The organism is Rhizobium sp. CECT 9324 (genome assembly GCF_918741265.1).
GTDB lineage: Bacteria > Pseudomonadota > Alphaproteobacteria > Rhizobiales > Rhizobiaceae > Allorhizobium.
The window spans coordinates 666,161-685,735 of the sequence record NZ_CAKKMZ010000002.1 but is presented as its reverse complement, the minus strand read 5'-3'; the positions used below and the strand labels follow the sequence as shown (position 1 = coordinate 685,735).

Below are 19,575 nucleotides of genomic sequence, written 5' to 3'. Positions count from 1 at the left end.
CCCGATAACCATTTTGATTTGCGCTACAACAAATCCTAGACTTGCTGCATGGACAGATTGCCCGTGACAAGGGCTATTGGGTTGGAGATGTGAATGGCAAAAGTTGGCTTGCGAGAATGGTTGGCGATCGCTCCCGTCATCGCATCGGGGCGGCTGTCGCGTTATGGCGGAAGCGCCGGAAGCCCGCTCAACCGTTTCGAAAAAGAATTCTCTGCCACCTTCGGCGTTCAGCACACGTTGGTTGTCAGCAGTGGCACGGGCGCCTTGATTGCGGCCCTTGCCGCCGCCGGCATCGGCCCGGGAGACGAGGTACTGGTTCCCGCCTATACCTGGATCGCCACAGCTGCGGCCCCCCTCGCCGTCGGGGCGGTGCCGGTACTAGTTGAAATTGATCAAAGCCTGACGATCGATCCGGCAGATATCCTGCGCAAGATCACGCCCAACACACGCGCGATCATTCCGGTGCACATGGCCAATGTGGTTTGCGACATGGACGCTATCATGCAGATCGCCAAGGATCACAATCTGCTGGTCATCGAGGATGCCTGCCAGGCGGTCGGCCTGACTCACAAGGGCAGGAAGGTCGGCACGATCGGTGATGCTGGCGCTTACAGCTTCAACCAGTTCAAGAATATCAATGTGGGTGAAGGCGGCGCCATCGTTACCAATGACGACCAGCTGTTTGCCCGCGCGCGCATGTATCACGACATCGGCGCAGTCTTTCGCGGGCATCTAGACAATGCCAATGCTCCGCTGATCCCCGGCGTCAATCTGAAGGCCAGCCAGATCCAGGGCGCCATGCTCAATGTGCAACTCAAGAAGCTCGACCCCATGCTACGCCGCATGCGGCGACGCTACGAGGCGATGGCAGAGATCCTGACCCGCCGCGGAGGTCTGCGCCTCATTCCACAGCACGAGGCTGCAAACGCAGCAGGGCTGCATGTGGTGTTCGACACTGAAGAGGAGGCACGCGATTTTGCCGCCCGCAACAAGCGTGGCGTGCACCGGGTCTACGATTCCAGTCGTCATGTTTACACATTCTGGCAACCGATCCTGGAGCAGCGGACCGTTCATCCGAAACTCGACCCCTTTGCGTGGGCGGCGCGGCCCATGGATTACTCTCCCAAGGCATGTCCGCGCTCCCTGGATATCCTCAAACGGACATGTCGGATCACGGTTGGTGAGAATTATCCACTGGCGTTCATGCGCTACATGGCTCACCGCATGATCAAGAATCGCAACCTCTCTCTCGGTCCCCTTGTGACAAACGCCGGACTATCCTGAACCATGCTTGGCGACGCCCCGCAGACGACCGCCTCGTGCCCCATCGATATCTGGTCGTGGTCTCTCGACATGCCGTCCGGTGAAGACACCAAATTTGGCACATGCCTGTCGCATGATGAGCTTGAGCGAGCATCACGCTTTGTCAGATCGGACGATACACGGCGCTACATCGCTGGCCGAACAGGGCTCAGATCCATTCTCGGCCGCTATCTCGACACTGCGCCGAGCGATATCAGCTTTTCCTATAGCGAATCCGGCAAGCCGGGCATCCAATCAACCGGGGCACGCCCGCTTGAGTTCAATCTGAGCCATAGCGGCGACCAGGCACTGCTTGCGGTATCCAGACAGTTCGTCCTCGGGGTCGATATCGAACAGATCAAACCGATCGCCGAAGATGTGGCAGGGCATTTTTTCTCCGCAGCGGAATGCAGCGAACTCAAGGCCTATCCAGACCAGGGGCGAATGTCGGCCTTCTATCGTTGCTGGACCCGCAAGGAAGCCTTCGTCAAGGCGCAAGGCGCCGGACTGTCGCTTGCGCTAGATTGTTTTGATGTTTCGCTTTCGCCACAACGGCAACACACGCTCCTGCGGCTCGATCCGTCCGTCGGAAGTTCACAGGACTGGGTGTTCCTGACAATCAGCGTGGCAAACGGCTTTTGCGCCGTCGCGGCCATCCTCACCTTTGGTCAAGATGTTCAGCTCCGCTATTGCGGTGATTGGCGCGAACGTCCGAGCATGCCATCCATGACATAGCGCCCGCCCGCTGCATCAAGGTGGTGACAGGCAACGAGACCTGGGCTGAAATCGGGCGTGATGGTTCGAATGCAACGCTCCCGGAAGGTATCGAGATCGATCTTTTCAATCTCCATGATGTTCAAGGCGTAGCCATAGACACCGAATTCATTGCGCTGTGACGGGCGGAAGAGCTTGCCATTCTGGACAAAGGGCCGTCCGCCATTTCGGGCAACCGTGCTGTCGATGACCACCGGGTTGTTCCTGTGGGTAACGACGGTCTTCAGATCCGGTCCATCGACTTCAAATATGTGCAGCTCGCTGCAGTGATCCTCATAGGCATGGAAGTCGGACAGATTGGTCATTAGCCACCATCTGCCGTCGAACAAGGTCAATGAGCTATCGGCAGACGACAGACCTTCAAGGGCTGTGGAATGAAGTTCCCAGCGCAGCGGAAACTCCAAACAGCGCCAGATTTCGAGACGCCGCGCCTGATTTGTTTCCGGCATCATAAACAGTTGGCCGTCATGGCGAAAAATGAATGGGTAAGACAGGTGATGCGCGCAATTCAGGGCGATCCCCAGCCTCTCAAGCCGGTTGCCGACGAGGCGGCTGACAGCAATATGAGCCTTCCCGTCGCCCGGCGCATAGGCTTCGTAGAACAGATAGGTTTCACCTTCATGCTCGAGCATGAAAGGGTCCGCCCGGATCTCGTCCTTGTCCGGCGGAATCTCCACCGCCTTGTGCGGATCGAAGTCGTGCGGACTCCCTTCGCCGACAAACAGCGTCCAGACCGCCACCCCACCGCCGAGCTTGACTCGCATCGCCTGAACGATGCGCGCCACCAGCTTGATCGAAAGCCGCCGGGCATATTGCAGCAGCTGCCAATCAGATGGCGGGTCTGAGCGAAGCACTTGGGGCAATCGATGATAGGAAGGCTCGATCCGGCCTGTTTCTGCAAGGCGCCGAAGTTCGCGCATGACTAAGGTCACGGCGCGCTCCTTGATAAAATCAGCGTTGCGAGCTGCACTGAACTTTGTGTTGAACGCTGCAGCAACGAGATTGGTAACCTGCGCTGGACCGCCACGTCGGATATCGATCCGCATCTCTGTTGCCGGCCTATCCTCGATCACCCCAGCATAGCCCGACCAGTCGGTACCCTCGAAGGTCGCATTGGCAAAAGAAAATCGCCACTCTCCAAAACGAAGGCTGGCGACAATCTGATCCGGGAGAACCGAGGAAACGAGGGTCAAAACCAGGTCGAGCTTCAGATCGGCGATTTCCGTAGACGCCGTTTTTGCATCACGACCCTCAACCCAGGAGACCTGTTGAAACGGCAGTGCTGCCGGATCGAAATTCTGTGGTCGATAGGCGGGTTGACGTGCAAGCATGATGCGTTCGAGAGCTGCAGCAAACCGCAAAAGTCTTGACGGCCTGGCTGTTTTTGTTGAGGGCTGACACACCAGAACCGATGCCAGGCAAAAGCGGCTGTCGCCCAAGATCCGATCTATGATCCGCAATTGCCAGTTCTCAAAGCCTTCTCGCCGGTCCGTCAGAATCCCGATCCGCATTGCGGAGCTTTCCGAGCTCAAGATCAGGCCCGCGGCCTTCGCAAGTCCGTCCATATCAGAGACGCTCCAGCATAATTGCGTCTTCGATCGATCTGGCAAGTGTACACATACCTTTGTCCGTCAGCGAGTCTTCATGCCAGCCCTCGAGATCAACCACGCCAGCATTTCCAGCAATCGCCCGCTCCCATCCGAACAGCAGCCTCTTTGCGCGACGCGGATTAGCCTGGCTCCTGAAAAGCAGAAGTTCCCCGCTGGGGCGGCTCGCATAATCGCGGGCTGCACGCATAAGATAATCGGTGACCCGCGCATTGGCTGATTCATCGGCTGTTAGTTTGGCGGCACCGACGCCGAATATCCCCATCAGCCAAAGAGTGACATTGAATTCCCTTAGGAAGGCAACCAGCTTCATCCTTCCCGACAAAAGTTTACCGACGAAGTAATTTACCCGCCTAACGCGCCGTTCGATACTCCAGAGTCGCCGACCTAGCTGCGGCACGCCCCGGGAATACGCTGGTGCCCAAGAATCGATGATGGCAATGCAGGTGACATCCACATTCGCTTCACGCAGTTGCCGAGCAATCTCCACGGCCAGCACACCATTCACGCACAATCCGACTAGTGCAATTGGTCCGTTGCGAGCATCGATCTGCATAGCCTCAACCGCCTCGGCAGCTATGTCCTCAAACGATACCGCCGATGATGTCTCTTCGACGGTCGCACCAAACATATTGACGTTATAGACCGACACCTTGTCATCGAGGACATTGGCCAGCGGATAGTAAAGAAAGGGGTGGTTCAAAGTGTAGACCGATCCGGAAGCGGTCCCAGTTTTATAGGTGTTTGTCTTCCATGAATTGGATGGGCTTGCTGCCGGAGCCGACAAAGCAGCCGCCTGGCCACCGAACAGCGACTGGGTAAACTCTTTCAGGGTTGGTTCTCTGAGCAGCAAAGCAAGATCGGGCTTGATGCCAAAACTGTCCCTGGCGATCGACAACATGCGCAGGGCCGCAAGCGAATGGCCTCCAAGAGCAAAAAAATTTCCATCGGGTTCGACCTGCGGCTGATCAAGCACATCGGCCCATATCTCGCCCATTCGTGCAATCCTTTCGGCCGCGGACAAGGCCGCAGGTGTCGCGGCAGGCGCGTGAAGAGCAGATATAGGAATTGCTGGAAAACCTGTGGCCTCCGAATTCATTGATGTGAGTGAAGACGTATCCGGCACAAGGGGCGCAGACGAACTGCCCAAAGCCTGCTCGTAAACGTCTTGCCAAAGCTGCAGCATCCGATCGACCGTGCTCTTGTCGAACAGATCCGTGTTGTATTCGATCGACATCCGCCAGCCGGAGGGACGCCAGACCATGCTGAAACTAATGTCGTAAATTGCTCCTGACGTTTGCGATGGTGCACTGATCAACTCAAAACCACCATAGTTATGATCTTCGAGGAAAGCCTTGGAGAGATTGAAATTCACGGAGATGAGCGGATTGCGGGAAGGATCACGCACAGGGTTTACCAACTCCACCACCTTGTTGAACGGCATGCGTTGATGATTAAGCGCCGCGGTCACCGCCTCGGTTGCCACGCGGATATGTTCATCGAAAGAACTTCCCGGCCTGACCGCCAAACGTATCACAAGATTATTGATGAAAACGCCGATCATCGGTTCAAGGTCAGTCTGCTCACGCCCAGCGATTTGCGTGTCGAACATAATGTCAGTTTCGCCGGTAAATCTATGCAACGCAGTGCTAATCACAGCGACGCCATATGCATAAAGCGAGACACGGTGATCACGCGCCGCCCTCTCGATGCGCTCGCCGAACTCAAGCGCTTTAACGACCGAAATAACGTCGCTGCTGGCGCTTCTGGTCAATGGTCTCTGATGATCGGACGGAACTTCAAAATAGGGCGCACCAAGCAGGAGTCGCTTCCAGAAGGCAGTTTCGGTCTCAAAGCTGTAGCGAGATAAGAACTCCTCTTGCCAGAGCGCATAATCGCCATATTGCAGCGGCAACTCCGGCAGGTCGACTGTTCGGCCAGCGTCGATCGCCGAAGCAATTTCACCAAGTTCCCGCCCTAAAATGCGGATCGACCAGCCGTCGAAGCAGGTATGGTGGGCGGTAACAAGGATGAAAGCGCGGTTGTTCTCGACGATCATCAACGTGACCCGAAAGAGGTCGCCCTGCGCTAGATCGAAGCGCGCGCAAGCCGTTTCCTCGCCAATCGACAATATGCGCTCCTCACGCTGATCGATTGGCACATTGCGCAGGTCGATCACAGACATTTTGAAGTCGATGGTATCGAGGACCTGCTGGTAGGGAATGCCACGCCGCTCGACAAAGCGCGTTCTGAGTATTTCGTGACGCTGGATGATCCTGCGGAAAGCTGCTTCAAGCGTCGAGGCCTTGAAGGAACCCCGAATTTCCCACCTTTCGGCAACATTCAACGCGGGATTGCCCGCCTCCAGTTGGTCGAGGACCCAGAACCGTAATTGGGCCTGACTGCAAGGGAACTCACCGATGACCTGGGCTTTCGTCCCGATTAAGTTTGTTATATTTTCGGTCTGGTTCACGACAGGCTCTCCATCCGGCGACGGGCACCATTGCGGAAATCCGAAAGGGACGGCATCTGGTAGACGATACCGACGGACGGCGTTTCTTCCTGCTGCTCGGCATAGGCTGCCAGCTCGGCGATGGAGGGATGGCGAAGGAGGTGTTTTGCCTCCAGCGGCAGTCCGGCATCCAACATGCGCGCGGCGATGCGGAAAATCGTCAGCGAGTCCGCACCAAGCTGGTACAGATTGTCTTCCACCCCGATGGTGTCGACATCTAGAACCCCCTTCCAGATCCCCCAGAGCTTTTCTTCCATGGCAGTGCGCGGCTTGATTTTGACGACCGCTTGATCCAGATCACCACGGCGGATATCGCGCGCTGTCAGCGTCTTGCGGTCAAGCTTGCCATTCGCCGTCTGTGGCAGATCGGTCTCCAAAGACCAGATGCTCGGCACCATATAGGCCGGCAATTGGGCCTTTACGCTGGACGCCAGCTGCAGGCTGTCCGACGCCGGCGAGCCGGGCTCGGCAACGAAATAGCAGACCAAAACGAGATCACCCTTGCCATTGCGCGCGCCGACCACAGCGCATTGGCGAATGCCGGGGACCTGCGAAATCACCGTTTCGATATCACCAAGCTCGATGCGGAAACCGCGCAGCTTGATCTGATTATCTTGCCGCCCCAGGAGCTGCAGGGAGCCGTCAGCCAGCCGCTTGCCAAGATCACCGGTCTTGTAGAGGCGCGCAGCACCACCGGTCCCGATATCGGCTGCGACAAAGGCAGCATCGGTCAGGTCCGGCCGCTCGAAATAGCCCTGAGCCAGACCGTCGCCCCCGATGCACAGTTCGCCAGTGACACCAACCGGGGCAAGGTGGCCATCGGCACCCAGGATATGCAGCTGGGTATTGGCAATCGGATGCCCGATCGTGATCGGTGTATCTTCATCGGCTATTTTGGCGACTGAAGACCAGATGGTGGTCTCAGTTGGACCATACATATTCCACAAATCGCCCTGCATGCCGGCCAGCGTACGGGCCAGCGCCTTCGGCAGCGCCTCGCCGCCGCAAAGCTTCTTCAGCGGCACGGAACCGTCCAGGCCTGCCTCGACAAGCATTTGCCATAGGGTCGGCGTCGCCTGCAGGACCGTTGCTCCACTTTCCTTCACCAGGTGAACCAGGCCGAAGCCATCCTCCACTTGAGACCGATCAGCAATCACGACCTGTCCGCCAGCAATCAGCGGCAGATAGAGCTCCAGCCCGGCGATGTCGAAGGAGATGGTTGTGACGGCAACCAGAACATCATTGGAGGTGAAGCCCGGCTCGCGGGCCATCGACTGGAGAAAATTCGTCAGGGCACGATGGGAAATCGCAACGCCCTTTGGCGTACCCGTCGAACCCGAGGTGAAGATCACATAGGCTGTGGTTTCGGTATCGGAAGGAAGTTCTTCCAGTTCCGATCCAGACAAGGTCGCAATGGTGTCCGCGTCCCTGTCGAGATGGATCAGCGTAACGTTGTCGCCAGCGAGATCCGCACCAAGCTCGCTGTCGCAGACCAGGGCGATCGGATGTGCCGTGGCAAGCGTCTGGCGCAGGCGTGTCTCCGGGTGGCCGGGATCCAGCGGAACATAGGTATGTCCCGCCTTCATGATGCCAATGAGTGCGACAAGCATGTCGAGCGAACGATCGGCCAAAAGCGCGATGCGCTCCCCCTGCCCCGGAACGACGGAGCGCAGATGGCGGGCGAACTGGTTGGAGCGTTTTTCCAGGTCGTCGTAGGTCATGACTTGGCTGCCATGACGGGCGGCCACCGCGAGGGGAGCCTTTTTCGCATTGTCAGAAAAGAGCGAGAAGGCGAACCGGTCACGATCATAGTCAACCACCGTCTGGTTGAGCTCCTCTGCCAGCCATGTCGTCTCTTTTGAAGACAGGAGCGGCAGCGATGAGACCGGTCGTTGCATGTCTTCGGCCAGTTCGGTCACGAGCGTGGCCAGATGACCGATCCAGCGATCCACGGTGACGCGATCTAGGACATCGGCGTTGTAGTTGATGTCAATCCGGATGCCGTCCGCTCCCTCGATCATATTGAGGAACAGGTCGAAGTTTGAGAACGACTTTGGATTGGGCACAATCTTCGTATCAAGACCGGGGAACTCTGCGTTCGCCGCAATCCGGTCAATGTTGAACTGAATGCCGGTCAGCGGCAAACGGCGTGGATCGCGCTTGACGCAGAGTGATTTGACAAGCGTCCCGTAGGTGTAGTCCTGGTACTCAAAGGCATTCAGGACTAGCTGTTGCGTCGCCTTCAGATGGTCCTCAAACGAGGCGGACGCATCAACCGTCTGGCGCAGCGGCAGGAGGTTAACGCAGTGGCCAACAAGGATCTTGTCTTCGAGCCGGCTCTGGCCGGCCGATGGAACTGCGATTACAACGTCGGCTTCTCCCGACAAGCGAGTTATCATCACCTGGAGCGCCGCTAGCATGGTGGAAAACAGTGTCGCGCCGGAGCGGGCACCCCGTATCTTAATCTTTTTGTAGACGTCTGCAGAGATCATCGCCGTGCAAGTGCCACCGGCATAACTTTTCTGGTCCGGATAGTGTCTGTCGAACGGCATATCGGCAGGCTCGGGCAGAACTTTATACTGGTCCTGCCAGAAGCGTGCGGTCTCCCGGCCGACATCATCCTTCGGAACAAATTTCATCGCATAGTCAGCAAAAGACAGAGCGGGTCCGAATTCAGCCTGTTCACCACGCAGCGCTGCCGAATAGGCTGCGGATAGTTCATTGATGATCACGTTCAACGACCAGCCATCGCAGATGATGTGATGAGCAGTGAAGACAAAGACATGTCTGCTATCACCAAGGCGGACCAGATAGGCTCTAGCCAGAGGGCCTTGTATCAGATCAAACGGTGTGGACCCGTCCCTTTTAATCAAGGCCTCAAGTTGAACGTTAGCGCCGACCTCCGCTGACAGGTCAACAAACTCGACAGGCAAGGCGAAATCCGGCGTGAAGCGGAACCGCTCGCCATTGCGGTAAAAGCGGATGTGCAGGGCGTCGTGGCGCTCGACCACAGCCTTTACAGCCGCCTCGAAGGCTCTGCGATCGAGAGCTCCGTCCAATGTCAGCGAAAGCGATTCATTGAAAGAGCACGACGCCTCTTCGCCTGCCTGGGCCGCCAGCCAGATTTCCGACTGTGCCTCTGTCAGTGCTATGCTTTCCGGCCTTTCAACCTTTTCAGAATCCGCCACGGTGAGCGCCGCAGGCGGATCGGCAAGCCCGCTCTGTCCCTTCGACGCAAAGATGCCGACGCATTGCAGGGCATCAATCGCATCACGGAATGCGCGTGCGATCGTCTTGAAGTCTTCCTCGGTATGGGCCGTCGTCAAGAAACAAGGATAGCCGTCCTGAATGTGGATGCCGTTCATCCGGAGATAGGGGTAAAACAGGCCGCCAAGCGGATCTTGGCTGCTGAAATCCGTGACGAACCAGCTCTTGTAACCACGCAGGCTTGGCGCAATACCGCGCTTCAGCAGCTCGGCATTGATTTCTTCGACAAGCGCTTCTGTACGCGATGCGACGCGACTGTAAAGCGCCGACCCCTCGCCCTTGATGTGATGGAGCACAGCCTTTGCCGCGGCCAGGACCACCGGATGACGCACAAATGTGCCGGCAAAGAAGGTGGGCACGACATTTGGCCTGGAATCATCGCCATAGCTCCAGTAGCCGCCGTCGAGCGCGTCCATGAAGCGACTGGTCCCGGTGAGCGCGCTGATTGGCATTCCGCCTCCGACTACCTTGCCGAAAGTTGCCATGTCGCCTTGGATGCCCCAGAGCGCCTGCATACCGCCTGGATCGACGCGGAAGCCGGTCACGACTTCATCGAACACGAGCGCAAATCCTGCGTCGGTTGCAATCCGGCGCAAACTGCGCACAAATTCCTGCGGTCGTAGTTCCGGATGCCTGCTCTGGATCGGCTCGATGATCACCGCGGCCAGATCCTGCGCATTAGAGCGGATCCAGTCGAGGCTTTCATCGCTGCCGTAGTGTAGGACAATCATATTGCCGACCGAGCCGGTGGGGATGCCGGCTGCAATCGGAAGTGCCACCGGCTCTTTCGTGCCGGCTCGTCCCTTAACGAGAACCTCGTCAAAATGGCCGTGATAGTCATTGGCGAAAACTACGATGCGGTCACGACCCGTAACGGCGCGGGCAAGCCGCATAGCCGCCATCACTGCCTCCGAGCCCGTATTGCAAAAGGTCACGCGTTCATGGCCGGTCATTTCGCTGATCAGCGCGGCAACCTCGCCGGCAAGCGGCGTCTGCGGCCCGATGGCGAAGCCTGCGTCAATCTGGTCTTTCATCGCATCGACCACAAAGTCCGGCGCATGACCGAACGCCGTCTGGCCATAGCCATTGACGAGATCGATATATTCATGCCCATCGATATCCCAGATCCGCGCACCCTTGGAACGATCGCAAACGACCGGGAAGATCATTTCCTTCCACTCGGCGCGGAAGCCGGACGCCGTGCGTGGGTCTGCGAGACGCTTGCGGTGTTCCTGCGTGTAAGCCTTCGATCCCTTGTTCCTGTTCGAATAGGCGAGGATCAGATCGTTGAGAAACGTCTCCTTCTCCGGTGACAATTCGGAGCTAGCTTTTGTGCCAGGCTCCTGGCAACGTAAATCGCGCTCACTAACGATTTCGGATTCTCTCTCACGGACGGAAACCGCACCGGTGGATAAAAGGCTGGCAGACGGCGCAACCGGCGTCTGCCTTAATGGTGCGGCCGTGGGAGCAGCCGGTGCAAGTAGCGCTGGTGCAGCAGTCGGCGGCAAAGGCTGACGGTAGGCCTGAAGAAGCTGTAGCTGCTGGGCAAACAGGGTCTGCGCGAGGGCAAGCTGCGACTGCAAGACTGCTTCGAGGCCGCCATCGACAGCGCCGCCGTACGCAATGGTTGGCAGGGTCCCGGTCTGCAGAACCGTCGGTGTCTCAGGCATAGTCTGTGTGTTGAGCGCCGTCGACATAGAAACAGAAGATACGATCGGTATCGCCATTTCCACCTCGGTTTTTTCAGGCGGCAGTGCCTTGTCGAGGTGTTTAGCGACTGCTGCAATCGATGGGATATTGCTCAGCAGCTCTCTGAAAGAGATCTTGACACCATACTTCTTGTCAATCTTCTGAGCGAACTGACCTATGAAAAGAGAATCAAAGCCGAGCTCCAAGAAACTGTCGTTTCGATTGCCCGCTTCGAGCACTTCGCCAGACATGTCGCTCAACAGCGTCAGGAGCGATGTCTCTAGTTCGGGAATGCGATCTGCGTTGGCCATTATGCTGACAGCATTCATGGTCTCCACCTCACTATTTGAAGATAGCTCACGTGTAGCGGTCTGGGATGCTGCCGTAATCTTGGCTGGCTGAACCGCACGGGCTCGGCGAACCGGGGGGGGGGCATCGATCCAGTGTCGCTGACGTTGGAAAGGGTAGGTTGGCAAAGGCAGGATACGCTCGCCGCCGAGCGGAAGGCTCGGCCAGGGATGATCGCTTCCAGCCATCCACATCCGGCCATGGGCCAATGCCATCACCCGAGGTGCAGCATGAGCATTGTCGTGTTCAGGCAGCGACTGCACTATGGCGCTCAATTCGCTACGACCAATCGTCTGGGCAGCAAAGGCCGACAGGGTGCGACCCGGTCCGACCTCAAGCAGGATCGGGCTCTGATCCTGGCAGAGCGTGATCAGACCGTCGGAAAAGAGAACCGGTTCCCGGCAATGTCTCGACCAGTAGTCCGCTGATGATCCCAACTCATCGTTCTGCCAACCACCCGTGACGCACGAAATATAGGGTATGGTTGCGCGGCCATAGGTTACCTTCGAGGCAACGTCCCGCAGTTCGTCGATGCAGGGCTCCATCATCGCCGAATGGAAAGCGTGCGACGTGTGCAGCCGGCTGAATGCAATGCCGGCTTTTTCGAGCGCAAAACACAACGCTTCGATGTCGTCCATCGGACCGGACGCGACGCAGAGCTTCGGTGCATTAATCGCAGCGATCTCGGCACCTCCCCGCAGATAGACCTGCAGGGTCTCCGGCGATGCGCGAACTGACAGCATGGCGCCGGGGGCCTGGTGTTGCATCAGTTGACCGCGAGACGCTACCAGCGTCAGCGCGTCTTCGAACGAGATGACATTGGCAAGGGTTGCAGCAACGAATTCCCCAACGCTGTGCCCGATCATCGCATCGGGTTTCAGTCCCCGGCTTATCCAAAGCTGCGCGAGAGCATATTCGACGAGATAGAGGCAGGGCTGCGCAATATGGGTTTCACGCTGTTCTGCGGCCATAGCCGCACTGACAGGTCCGGTGTGACATATGTAGTCGCGTACATCCACGCTGAAGCGCATCTTCAGCAGCTCGGTACCACGGTCTATCCAGCGCGCGAATTCGGGTTCGCTGCTGTAGAGGGCAGCTCCCATGCCGACATATTGTGACCCCTGCCCCGGAAACATGAAGACGACCGGTGGTGGCCTGTCTTCGGCAATGCCAGTCACTATCGTTTCTGCCCGGAGTTGCTCCACGGCGGCGGCCACCGAAGTCGCGGCGACGGCGGTTCGGATCTTGAAATCATGCCGACCCTGCTGCAACGTTCTAGCGACTTGCGACAAAGGAACCGTGCTGTTCGTTTCGAGATAACTGGCGAGGTTCTTGCACATTTCCGACAAGGCTGCGTCCGACCGAGCGGACAGTGGAAGTATGAACTGCCCCGCACTGTGTGCGGCATCAGTACGATGCGAGGCCGGTGCTTCTTCCAGCACGACGTGAATATTGGTGCCTCCTACGCCAAAAGCACTGACGCCAGCCCGTCTCGGCGTCGCACCATCGGGCCAATCCCGGGTTTCGGTCGGAATGTAAAAAGGTGAGCTCTGCAGATCGATGCGCGGATTGGGCGATTTGAAATTGGGCATCGCCGGTATCTTGCGGCGATAAAGTGCCATGGTGGCCTTGATCAGACCCGCCACGCCAGCTGCGGCATCCAAATGACCAATGCTGCCCTTCAGAGAGCCCAGCGCACAGTGTTTATGTCCACCGTTGACTGCCGCAAAAGCCCCTCTCAAACCGGAAAACTCGATCGGGTCACCGAGAGGGGTCGCTGTGCCGTGGCATTCAACATAGCCTATTGTCGACGGATCGATACCCGCATGGGCGATCGCTGCTTTAATCGCCTCCGCCTGCCCTTCTGCGCTCGGCGCCACAAAACCAATCTTGTCTGAGCCGTCGTTGTTGACACCATATCCGCGGATTACCGAATAGATCCGGTCACCATCATCGATCGCGTCTTGAAGACGCTTGAGCAATACGACCCCCGCACCGCTTCCAAACACAGTACCTGACGCATCGGCATCAAATGGCCGGCACACGCCATCGCGCGAAACCAAGCCGCCCTCTTGATAGATGTAGCCGCGTTGTTGCGGCATCGTAATAGAGACTCCACCCGCCAACGCCATGTCACAGCTGTAAGTAAGCAGGTTTTGGCACGCCTGGGAAACAGCAAGCAAAGAGCTCGAACATGCCGACTGAAGTGAGAAAGCGGGGCCGCGCAAGTTGAATTTGTACGCAACACGGGTGGCGAGCGTGTCCACAAGGGAGCCAACAAGCTCACTGTAGCAGCCAATCTGATAGTTTGACGTCAGCTCCTCAACGGCCTCACGATCCGGCATAACGTTGTTGAGCAAGTAGGTAGGCAACGAACAGCCGGCGAAGACGCCGACAACGGCTGGATTATGATAGGGGTCATATCCCGCGACTTCAAATGCCTCCCAGCACAGCTCCAAGAATAGACGATGCTGTGGGTCCGTCAGCGCGGCTTCACGGGCAAACATCCCGAAGAACTCCGCGTCGAACTGATCGGCATCGACAAGGTACGGCCGGGACGCGACGTAGTCCGGCGAGGCCCGCTCTTCGTCGGTGAAGCTGTCCTCGATTTCATCTGCGGCAAAAATCCTGAACGAATTTTCACCGCGCTCCACAAGCTGCCAAAGTTCATCGACAGTCGAAGCGCCAGGAAAGCGACCAGACAGTCCAACGATCGCAACGCCGTCGCCCTGAGAAGTGGAGTCACTTCCGTCGCTACCCGAGATGAGGCCCGTGGACGTCTCTTCCTCTTTCATGGAGTGCTCCGCCGGAACTGCGACATCGTCTTGCGTTGGAGGGCCGCGCGCTGGTCTGGCGTCATGGAACGAGTTTGACTGGGGGTGCGGCCATCCAAAAAGCTTGCCATTTCCCGAATGGTTGGATGCTTAAAGAGGTTAATGACCTCGCAACGCAGCGCTAGTTCAGACTCAAGCCCTGCGTGCACATGCATTAGCTGAAGCGACGTACCTCCTAGATCAAAGAAGTTGCGATCAACCGGGATCAATTCCGTGCCCAAGGCTTCGCGCCAAAGCCGGACTAGAACCTCTTCGCTGCGGCTTTGTGGTACAGCGGGTTTGACGTCCACAATTGGGGGCATCGGCAGTTTCGAACGATCGATTTTCCCGGCCTGCGTCAGCGGAAACACGGCAAGAACAATCGCTGCATTCGGAATCATGTAGGCTGGCAAAGTGTTTCGGAGCCGTTCCATCACCGCTGGAACTAGGTTGGAATTGCCCAAATCTTGCGGGTCGCGAGGTCGCAGATAGGCGATTATGCGCTTGATGCCTGCCGGATCGCGGCACTCGACAACTGCATCTAAGAGGCGCGAATGAGAACGCAAAGCCGCTTCAATCTCCTCCAGCTCGATCCGCTTGCCATTGATTTTGATTTGGCGGTCCGTTCTTCCCCGAAAATGGAACAGGCCGTCCTCGTCGACCATCCCAAGATCGCCAGTCAGATAACAACGCAATGGGACATTTTCCTTCTCGATGGTGACAAATCGCTCATTTGTCAGATCGGGACGATTGAAGTAGCCGAGCGCCACCCCATCGCCAGCTATGACGATCTGCCCCTCCATTCCTGCTGGCAGGACTTTCAAGCTGTCATCGACTAGGAAGACATCTGTGTGTGCAATCGGCTTTCCTATCGGCAATTCAGTAGCTGTAAAATCCCTTGGTACCGTATAGGTGGTGGCGATGCACGTCGCTTCGGTGGGCCCATAGACGTTGGTCAGGGTACAATTGGGGTAGGCCTCAAGGAACCGCCGAACATGCCCGACGGAGGCTACTTCACCGCCGAAATTCACCTGACGCAGGCTCGGCAATCCGCCATCAGTGTGGTCGACGAACAGATTGAACACACCAGTCGTCAACAAAATAATGGAGATCTCTCGGGCACGGATCAGTTCGCGGATATCCGTTAGCGAAAAGTTCGCCTTCGGCATGATGACGAGAGTGCTTCCGTTGAGCAGCCCCCCCCAGACCTCAAAGGTAGAGGCATCGAAGGAGATCGTACTCGAATGGAGGATCTTGTCATCGTGACGAAGCTCAATGAAATTCTGCTCCATGACCAGACGCGTGATGCCGCAATGCCGTACAGCCACCCCTTTCGGACGGCCAGTCGAGCCGGATGTGTACATCACATAGGCGAGATCATTGCCATGAACCGAGGGTAGCGCGTTAGCTTTGTCCAGCTCAAGTGTCGGAAGAAGCCTCGGTAAATCGACGACACGGCCACCCGTAAAAACAAGTTCGACGTCCAGATTTGATGCCGCATCCGTAAAGACAACTTTTGGGCAGCATTCCCCCAACACATACCGCAAATGATCGATGGGGTACGACGGATCGACAGGCAGGTAGGCGCCACCAGCCTTAAGGATTGCAAGTTTTGCCACAACAGTCGTCAAGGCACGCGGCACAAGCAGGCATACAACATCACCCTTCTGAACACCGCAGTCGACAAGATAGCTGGCAAGCGCCTCGGACAGACGATCCAACTCGCGATAGGTCATTTGAGTATCGTCGGATATGATCGCAATGGCTTCAGGTTTGCCAAACGCATGCTGCTTTACGATGTCGGAAACACTACGTGTTTTGTCGTATTGGATGCCGTCGGGTCTGCTATCTCTCGGCGCCTGACCCGCACCGATAATATCATGGAGCCCATTCATCGGCTTCCCCCTGCTTTATCGCGCTCATGCGAGCGAAATCGCGGAACCCCTTGCCCGCACTTGTCAGAAAGGCTTCAAATTCCGCCATCTCTAAGCAGCCAGAATTTCATGAGGCGATAAAATAGAAAGCTGCCAATTGGGTGGACACAACCAGCCGATCAGCTCATTAATCTAATTAATTCGGCTAAGAACCCCAATCGAATGCCTTTTGATCAACCATTATCTGGTGTTTTGGTCATTTAAAACTAGACGGATTTCTAAGTGCGCCGCTGTTTTTAAGACGAGGGGTTCATTGACAGTGAGCAGCGCCTACAATGTACTCGGTGCAAAGGCTATCGTCCTACCAGTAAACGAGAGTAAGCGATCCACGCAAGTTCGAACCATTCGAAGCGGGAGCCCTACTCCTCACTGCACAGTAATTATGACCGGATGATTGCTAATTTTCACTATAATTTCATCTGCGTCGACATATTCCGTTTGCGGTAAAGTATCTATAGTCGGATCAAAAACAGCAGCCTTGGCAGCAGTCCTATTGAATTTTACGGTCACCGTATTCTCGCCCTTCAAGGCCTCTCCCCACAGAACAAGCTGAAACGCGCCGTCGCTACGCTGAAGCAACAGGTCATGGACTGTCTCGTATTCCGGCTCGATGGAGTATTCTAATAGGCCCGTAGGTATCATAGTCGAATCGTCGGCCAGGATCAGAGTTAAGTTGTGCAGGTAATGTGCCGCCATTCTAGGTGAGTAGTCCGGGCGAAAAAAGCCGTAGGTCTGTACCCCTTCTTCGTCAGTACGATCGCGCAGAAGGTAAACGGCTGTGTAGGAATAGCCGCGCGCGAACTGCGACAAATAGATGTTGATCAGATTCGACGCCTGTAACGCCTCATCGACCTCACCGGATACGGCGACGCCAGTTTCCGTCGTTACTTTTGGCAACTGCGCCAAATCCTCTTCCAGGTAACCCTGGTGGCCACGACCCCATGTTTTGCCGAAATTGCCGTAAAGGCCATCGACCCGGGACGACCTACCTGGATCCGACGCGTCCCAGCTTTTGTTATCAGATGGTAACGGTACGTTTGGATGATAGGGATAATTATGAACGTTGGCATAGTCTGCATAACGTGTGCCAGGTGGCATGAGTGTGTCGGCACCTTCAGGAATCTGTAGAAACTGCAATCCGACATTATCAGTTTGAGCGCCCGATTCCGAGATTGACCAAACTGGGTAAGTCGCAAGCAAAGGATCGCTCTTGACTGAGCGATAGAGATCCGCTTGCAAACCCGCAACGGGAAGCCATGATTTTGTCCCTCCTCCTTCTTTTCCGTGATAAACGACAGGCCAGTTGTTGGGTTCGTTGTTTCCCTCGAATGCGAGTAGCGCGCCTGCATTTGCAAGAACTCGACCGGTCGCCAAAAGCTTGTCCAGGTCGTTACCCCCGCTGCCCAAACCCCAACTTATCTTCACACCGGTCTCCTTGTGGATCGCGAGGAACGTATCAATAGTTACCGGACCATCACCGGTAACCCCCTCGATACCACCCCGTAGCCATCGAAATCCGCCATACCGAAGCATCTCGACTGTCTTGGAATGGGCTTGCCCACGATCTTCAAATGTCGACGCAACGCCGATGCTGTTCAGAAACTCCTCTGCTGGTCTCGCGGGCAACCCTGATGCATTTGCTTGTGTGTGCGAATAGGTTGCCAAAACCACGGCAAGCCGCAGCAAAGAGGCGAGGCACAATCGCTTACAGGTGACATCTGGTTTCATATGCATCATCAACCTACCCTCCTCAGTTCCAGTTTGCGCATAAAAATTCGCTAAAGTTCCGCGATCACTGCATGGTAGAAACGGGGCTGGGCACAAGCGAAGAAAATGCGTCCGAAGGGGCAAACAGAGCGTCATCGCACTGCCAGTCCAGAACGACGCGTCGCAGTTCACTCTGATACGCAGCCAGCTCAAAGAACGGTATGCGGCACGCAATTCGATCGCCCAAAGAACGAACCTTGTAGGCACAACGCCTGGCGGTCGAGATTTTTCTCACGAACGGCTCCAAACTCTGGTTTTCTCGCAGAGCCTGCCTATAGGTCGCGGTTTCGGCCTGTGACCAAGGAAAAAAGACTCCGTCCCATGGCTTTGGATGAGAGGCGAAGTGAATGATTGAGGGGCGCGTCCCAGCTAGGTGCAGAAACTGCCTGGGGAAATTCCACCGATTTGACATCAAAATCAGCCCATCCCCAGCCACCGCGTTCAGCGCGCCTTGATCATGCAACTCGCCGCCGTGTGTCACGAAGTAATCAAAAGCATCTTGCCCAATCCAATCTGACCGGTCGAACTTGAGAACGCCAGAGTTGAAGTACCGATGGGAAGCGTTGCCGCGCGCGCGCTGAACTATTGATATATAGTCAAGCGCAGCCAATATCTTCCCTGCGGGTACATGAATCTGCTCCAATGGAGAAATTTTGCCGATGATTTGGGTATCACCGTCGATGTATATCACCTGCTGATAGTGGCTTGGCAACACATCCGACAAAAGCAAACGCCCCATCGCAGCGACACTCACCCGGCCAGAAAAATCTCTTTGATCGATCTTGGCAAATTTTTCGGCCAGAAATTGGGCCCCATCTACAAGAACAATTTTTGCATCGCGACAAAATTCTTCTGCGTTCGATTTGTTCCGAAACACCTCGGTAGCAACGATTACGATATCTGTGGAAGACAAAGCCTCCTTTCTCGCCTGCAACGCCGAAACCGCTGTCGGAAAGAAATAGCCTTCATCCGTGACATACACTACGCACTGCACATTCACGGGTAAATCTCCCATCTCAGACAATTGAAAAACACAGTAGCTTCAGTTTCCGCCCAACGCCAACCTCGCATCTTTCCCAGCCAGATCTTACGTGATATCTAATGACTGTACATCCTTCGGAACCTGCAGAAATTCGGGAATTGATGCAGAGCGTGAAATGTCCGCAGATTACTTTCAGTTTCTGCGACGGACACATGGGTTGGTTTCTTTGTGTGCTTTGAATGTCATCAAACAACACCGCTAGCTCCCCGAATGAAAGCGTTGTGCTCGAGTTTGCTCATTTGGCAGAGAACAAGGACTATGTTCGCTGGAGGGAGAGTTGAATGGCTGGCACTCTAGTAAGTATCAACGACGGTAGAGCACATGGCTTCGGACGAGCAACTGACCTTGGGAGCAAATCATTGTTTTCCCGATCACGCCGAGAAGGGAAATTCTCAAAATTCGCAAGATACATCGTACCCGGCTTACTCGGCTTTGATATTCCATATGCTTCGCGCCAAAGAAAGGAATTGGCTGAAGATCACATTATATGGACGTGCGATGAGACAGAATGTGTCGCCAT

At 56.1% G+C, this 19,575-nt stretch carries 8 protein-coding genes; 2 read left to right on the top strand and 6 right to left on the bottom strand.

The window, feature by feature from the left end:
* The first annotated feature begins 93 nt into the window (after positions 1-93).
* Together LQ231_RS22980 and LQ231_RS22975 are read left to right on the top strand one after the other, a co-directional pair.
* Positions 94-1,284, top strand: coding sequence for a DegT/DnrJ/EryC1/StrS family aminotransferase (locus LQ231_RS22980; RefSeq protein WP_230174219.1), 1,191 nt, complete (start codon positions 94-96; stop codon positions 1,282-1,284).
* A gap of 3 nt (positions 1,285-1,287) precedes the next feature.
* Entirely contained in the window at positions 1,288-2,037 is a 750-nt protein-coding gene (locus LQ231_RS22975) for a 4'-phosphopantetheinyl transferase superfamily protein (protein WP_230174217.1), read from the top strand.
* Here the strand turns inward: LQ231_RS22975 and LQ231_RS22970 are convergent.
* The 6 genes from LQ231_RS22970 to LQ231_RS22945 form a co-directional block, all read right to left on the bottom strand.
* Positions 1,989-3,407: a hypothetical protein gene (locus LQ231_RS22970; RefSeq protein ID WP_230174215.1), complete on the bottom strand. Its 1,419-nt coding sequence runs from the start codon at positions 3,405-3,407 to the stop codon at positions 1,989-1,991. The genes LQ231_RS22975 and LQ231_RS22970 overlap by 49 nt on opposite strands.
* 235 nt (positions 3,408-3,642) lie before the next feature.
* Positions 3,643-6,156, bottom strand: coding sequence for a condensation domain-containing protein (locus tag LQ231_RS22965; protein WP_230174213.1), 2,514 nt, complete (start codon positions 6,154-6,156; stop codon positions 3,643-3,645).
* The gene (locus LQ231_RS22960) at positions 6,153-14,294 is read right to left on the bottom strand and encodes a non-ribosomal peptide synthetase/type I polyketide synthase (protein WP_230174211.1); all 8,142 of its coding nucleotides are present in this window, start codon (positions 14,292-14,294) and stop codon (positions 6,153-6,155) included. The genes LQ231_RS22965 and LQ231_RS22960 overlap by 4 nt, the downstream gene beginning before the upstream one ends.
* Complete coding sequence (locus LQ231_RS22955; RefSeq protein WP_230174209.1) at positions 14,291-16,207, bottom strand: non-ribosomal peptide synthetase; 1,917 nt, start codon at positions 16,205-16,207, stop codon at positions 14,291-14,293. The genes LQ231_RS22960 and LQ231_RS22955 overlap by 4 nt, the downstream gene beginning before the upstream one ends.
* 405 nt (positions 16,208-16,612) lie before the next feature.
* Positions 16,613-17,983, bottom strand: a complete 1,371-nt coding sequence (locus tag LQ231_RS22950; protein WP_230174207.1) for a glycosyl hydrolase — start codon at positions 17,981-17,983, stop codon at positions 16,613-16,615.
* Between the two features lie 55 nt (positions 17,984-18,038).
* Positions 18,039-19,013, bottom strand: coding sequence for a glycosyltransferase (locus tag LQ231_RS22945; RefSeq protein WP_230174205.1), 975 nt, complete (start codon positions 19,011-19,013; stop codon positions 18,039-18,041).
* Positions 19,014-19,575 lie beyond the last annotated feature (562 nt).

Excerpts from the sequence above, each read along its gene's own strand:
- LQ231_RS22955 (WP_230174209.1), bottom strand. The coding sequence starts at position 16,207 with ATGAATGGGCTCCATGATATTATCGGTGCGGGTCAGGCGCCGAGAGAT.
- LQ231_RS22980 (WP_230174219.1), top strand. The coding sequence starts at position 94 with ATGGCAAAAGTTGGCTTGCGAGAATGGTTGGCGATCGCTCCCGTCATC.
- LQ231_RS22970 (WP_230174215.1), bottom strand. The coding sequence starts at position 3,407 with ATGCTTGCACGTCAACCCGCCTATCGACCACAGAATTTCGATCCGGCA.
- LQ231_RS22960 (WP_230174211.1), bottom strand. The coding sequence starts at position 14,294 with ATGAAAGAGGAAGAGACGTCCACGGGCCTCATCTCGGGTAGCGACGGA.
- LQ231_RS22975 (WP_230174217.1), top strand. The coding sequence starts at position 1,288 with ATGCTTGGCGACGCCCCGCAGACGACCGCCTCGTGCCCCATCGATATC.
- LQ231_RS22950 (WP_230174207.1), bottom strand. The coding sequence starts at position 17,983 with ATGATGCATATGAAACCAGATGTCACCTGTAAGCGATTGTGCCTCGCC.